Below are 4,895 nucleotides of genomic sequence, written 5' to 3' on the forward strand. Positions count from 1 at the left end.
GAATAGTCCCCGATCGAGCCACCCATCCAGTCGAAGGCGACGGGCTCTCCCACCGCGATCGAGTCGCGCCGCACGTCCGCCCATGCGACGGGGAAGTCGAAGGGATTGCCGATCGCGTTCCACCCCACCGCGAGCGGAACCGGGTATTCACGGTTCGTGGGGGTCGAGAGACCCTGCACTGGCCCCGTGTTCACTCGATGCGCCGCTCGGCTGATGAGCCAGAACGCCCGACCCGGCGCGGGCTCGAACGTCTCCAGGGTTGGGGCTGACAGCTCGACGTTGCCCGGCAAGACGGGGTCGTACCGGTACGCGCGCCAGCGAACCGGATCGTAGGTCCCGAGCTGATCAGACAGCAGATCGGCGAGCGTACTGGTGGAGCTCTCGCCGAAATCGAGCGGCACGGAGAGAAGCCGGTATCGCATGCCGGGATGCGAGACAGGCTCCTGGAGACTCGGAACGGTCACGCGGATCGTGGCCGGACTCTGTGCGCTCGCGAACTGGAGTGGGCCGCCGAACGTGGTGGCCTCGATCCAGTACTCCACCCCGCGCGAGCCCACGCACGTGTCGGGGATCGTGGCGACGGGCCGCCCGAGCACGTCCCTCGCCAGCGGGTCCGTGGCGTAGCTCGCTTCGCCCCCCCGGCGGTAGTGGATCGTGCCCGACTCGAAGATCGATCCGAGCGGCAGATCCACTTCGACCTCGATCGGCCGCCCGGACAGGAATTCGGGCTGGGGAACGCCCCGGATCGAGTCGGAGCGAGCGACGCGCTGCGTGAAGACCGAATCCGGCGCTAGGGCGGGCTGCCACGAGGAGAATCCGCTGTTGTCGACGCGGACGTAGTAATCCACGCCGCGCTCGGTGACGGCCGTCGCCGGAACGGAACCGACGAAGTCGGTCCCGAGCGGGGTGAGCGCGAGCGAATCGAAGGAGCTGGCTTCCGCGATGGAATAGAAGAGCGTGGCCCGCTCGACATGGACGCCCGGCTCGGGTGAAGCGATCACGATGAACGAGGCGCCGAGCGGCACACTGTCCGGCTCTGCGAGGACCCGTGCCCGGAAACCCAGGCCGAGCACCCTGATCCCGAGCGGGATCACGGCTCGGGGCGTCACCGGGTCGTTGCTTTCGATGACGACACTGTCGCTCGCGGCGCCGGGCGTGGCCGCCACCAGCGTCACCGTCCCGGTTCGGCTCTGGTTCCAGTCGATCTGGAACGGGGCCTGGATGCCGAAAGTCACTCCAGAAGGCAGCTGCAAACCGCTGACGGTCAGCGGCGACATTCCATGATTCGAGAGGGTCATCGGCACGGACGCGGTGTCCCCCACCGTCACGGTCGGGAGCTGGAGGCTCGGACTTCCGGCGGAGAGCAAAGGCCGGAGTGGACTCCAGTGAGATGGACTCTCGAGGGACAATCCCCATGTGGACTCCGTCACGTTCGGAAAGCCTCCGAAGACGATCATTCGCTGATGGACGGAATCGAGAATCGCGGAGTGACCCGATCGGGGACTCGGTGCGCCGGTCGGGAACAACTCCGTCCATGTCGGCGGGCTGCCCGGCGTCATCGTCCACACGTCGTTGAAGTGCTGGTTCAGTTCGCCTCCACCGAACAGCACCATGCGACCCCTTGTGGCGTCGTAGATCGCCGAGTGCCCTTGAATCCGCGGCTCGGGCGGCTTGGGCAGCGACCGCCACGCGGCGTCGGTCAGAGAGAGCTCGGCCAGATCGGTGAAATTGAGTACCGGCAGCCCGCCGTAGACGACCATGCAATCCCGCACCGGATCGTAGATGGCCGAGTGGGTGTATCGGTTCACGGGTGGGTCGCCGGCAGGGAACATCTGCTCCCATCTCACGACCGGAGACAGCCACAAGCTCCAGGTGTCGCCCATGGGCACGCTGGTCTGCTGTTCCCCGCCGTAGATGACGACGCGGTCGCGGGCCGGATCGTAGATCGCCGTGTGGTAACGCCGTCCGAGCTGTCCGACCGAGTCTTGGGGCGTCATCCGCCGCCACTCCGGAGGGTCGGTCAGCAGGAGCTCCCAAACGTCCGCCTTGCGGGCGGCGCCATCGTACCCTCCCATGACGATCATCCGATGGCGCGTCGGATCGTAGACCGCCGCGTGCCCGAACCTCGGCGATGGCGGCGCTCCCAACGGAGTCAAGAGGCTCCATTGCGGATTCTGTCCAAGCGTGAGCTGCCACGTGGCGTTCGAGAGCTGCGAAAGCTCGTTGCCCCCGAACACGATCATGCGCTGTTGCACGGGATCGTAGATCGCGGTGTGGTTCAAGGGGACCACCGGCTGCCCGTGGGCTGGGCCGTGGAGAAGCGCGAAGCCGACCAGTGCGGCGAGGGGGAGATGTCGTCCGGACACGCGGGAATACTCGCACAACGCTGGTTCGGGGCGCACTCAGTTGCTACATTCGCGGCCGTCCCTCGGGGGTCTCGATGACTCTTGCTTCCCTGTTGCTCGGCGCCGCGATCGCGCTCCATGGCGCCCCGGACTTCCTTGCCGCGGTGGTCCAGCCCGACGATCCGGCCGCCATGTCGGCGGAGAAGGCGATCGAGCGCGCCCGGGAACTGGTCGGCGACGCCGACTACGACCGCTCGATCGAGGTCCTCCGAGTGGCGCTGACCCGCCCCGCCTTGACCCTGGACCAGAAGCGCGACATCTACCTCCTGCTCATCAAGACGTACGTCTTCCTAGGCAACGACCTGAAGTTCAAGCCGCAGGGACGCGAAGCGTCGAACCTGAACTACCGGGAAGCGCGACATTTGATCGCGGAGATGCTCCGTGTCCGTGAGCTGCGTCACACGCAGCCGGAGGCGAACTCCCCGCCCGAGATGATCGCCTTCTTCTCCGAGGTCCGCCGCCAGATCTTCGGCGCGTTCCGTGTTCTCGAGACCACGCCGCGCACGGCGTTCGTCCTGCTGGACGGCGACACGCTGCGCGCTCAGGAGGATGGAAAGCGCGGAGACATCGACATCGAGACCGGGCCCCACCGGGTGGTCGTGGATGCCGAAGGCTTCAAGCGCATCGAGGAGCGGATCACCATCGCGCCCAACGTGACGCTCGAGAAGAGCTACCATCTCGATCGTCGTCACGGGCCGTGGTACTACGCCTCACGCTGGATCGGAGGGATCGGGCTGGCGAGCGGCATCGCGATCCTGGCCTCCCAAGGAGGCGACGACGGCGGCGGAGAGACGCTGGAGCCTCTTCCCGGCGCTCCACCCCCGCCCGCTCGGGCCAATCGCTGATCTAGGCCTTTCCTTTTCCCAACAGGCGATCGAGCAGCGAGGGCTTCGCCTCTCCCCCGTCACGGTGCTGCTTCACGAAATCGTCGAAGGTGCTGGCGAAGAGCTTCGGTTTCCCCTTTTCGCTCTCCACCAGATGGCGCGCCTCGAGCTCCTCGACCACGTGGCGGAGCGAGTCCGGCAGGTTCTTGCCGCTCGCGACCCGCAGCGCCGTGCTGCGCTCGTGCGGGTCGAAGCCCTCCCAGATGTAGCGATAGTGGAGCTTCGCCTCCTCGTAGAAACGGCGGCGCACCTCCGCGAAGTCGGGCGCGCTCGCGTCCGGATGATCATCGAGGTACTCGATCGCGTGCGAGCACGCCATCTGGATGAAGAACGGGAACAGGCCCGAGAGCCGGAGGATCTGCTCGGTGTGGGGCGCCAGCGGCTTGCCGACGCGCTCCGACGGCACACGCACCAGCGCCTCCGCCTCGTCCTGCCGGAAGACCGAAAGCCTCAGCGTCGAGAAGATGTTGAAGAACGGCGAATCGGAGATTTCCTTCGTATGGCACAGGACCTGGAGATCCCGCTCCGATGAAGTCAGGTAGGCGACGTCGTAATGGTTGGCCAGGTACCGGAGGAACGAGAAGAACTCGAGATTGAAGTTGGGATTCTTCGTCACGGTCTCGAACTCGTCCAGGATCAGTGCGAGGCGGAACCCGCCGGCATCGAGCCGCTGGACCATGTCGCGCACGCCGTCGAGGGTGTAGGCGCAGTCGGAGAGGTCCACACGGCCCCGCAGCTCCAGATCGGCGATCCCACGGAGAGTCCGGACGAACGTCTCCATCGACATGCCCTTGTCCTGCTGGAGGTCGAGGAAGACCATGATCATCCGTTCCGGATGCTCGAGGTACTGCTCCCGGACGGCGCGCAGATAGACGTGGTTCAGCAACGAAGACTTGCCGATCTTGCGGTCGCCCACCACCGAGATCGAGCCCGGCGGCGAGGCGTTCAGCCTCGCGAAGATGCGCTTCAGCTCCTGAGCGCGCCCGAAGAAGTCCTCGCGATGCTTGATCATCACGCGGTTGAGGTAGGGGTTTCGCGGGGTGGCGCGCGGGCCAGGCCCAGGCCCGGGCCCAGGGATGGCCATGGCCGCCGTCGTGGTCTGGAAGTCGTCCTCGGCGAGCAGTTCCCCGATCGACTTCTCGATGACCGCCATGCTCGCCGGACGTTCCGCGGGATCCTTCGACAGACAGTGGTCCACGAGGCGCGAGAGCGGCGCCGGGCAGTTCGGCAGATGGGTGACGATCGGCTCGTGTGGACGCTGCGCGATGTTGTAGAGGAGCGAAACCGGGTGCTCCGCCTGGAACGGATGTCTCCCCGCGAGCGCTTCGTAGAGGATGATCCCGAACGTGAAGATCTCCGACGCGAAGCCGACTTCGCCCATATTCAGGTGTTCGGGCGACGAGTATCCCATCGTTCCGACGTGGCTTGCTGCGGTATCGCCCGACGACGTCACGCCCAGCGTCTTCGCGAGCCCCAGGTCGAGGATCTTGGCGGTGCCGCCGTCCACCACCATGACGTTGTTGGGCGAGAGGTCGCGGTGAAGGGTGCCGAGCGCGTGGATCGCGGCGAGTCCCGATGCGACCTGGCGCATGATCCGGAGCACGCG

3 protein-coding genes are annotated in these 4,895 nt (G+C 66.3%); 1 reads left to right on the forward strand and 2 read right to left on the reverse strand.

What is annotated here, in order from left to right:
- Positions 1–2,366: kelch repeat-containing protein (locus VFQ05_05665; protein ID HET9326241.1), on the reverse strand; the 2,366-nt coding region annotated here is incomplete at its 3' end.
- 74 nt (positions 2,367–2,440) lie between these two features.
- On the opposite strand from VFQ05_05665, the gene VFQ05_05670 reads away from it, so the two are divergent.
- Entirely contained in the window at positions 2,441–3,250 is an 810-nt protein-coding gene (locus tag VFQ05_05670) for a PEGA domain-containing protein (GenBank protein ID HET9326242.1), read from the forward strand.
- A gap of 1 nt (position 3,251) precedes the next feature.
- Here VFQ05_05670 and VFQ05_05675 read toward each other — a convergent pair.
- On the reverse strand, positions 3,252–4,895 hold a 1,644-nt coding region (locus VFQ05_05675; protein HET9326243.1), incomplete at its 5' end, for a serine/threonine-protein kinase.

The organism is Candidatus Eisenbacteria bacterium (assembly GCA_035712145.1).
Taxonomy (GTDB): Bacteria; Eisenbacteria; RBG-16-71-46; order RBG-16-71-46; family RBG-16-71-46; genus DASTBI01.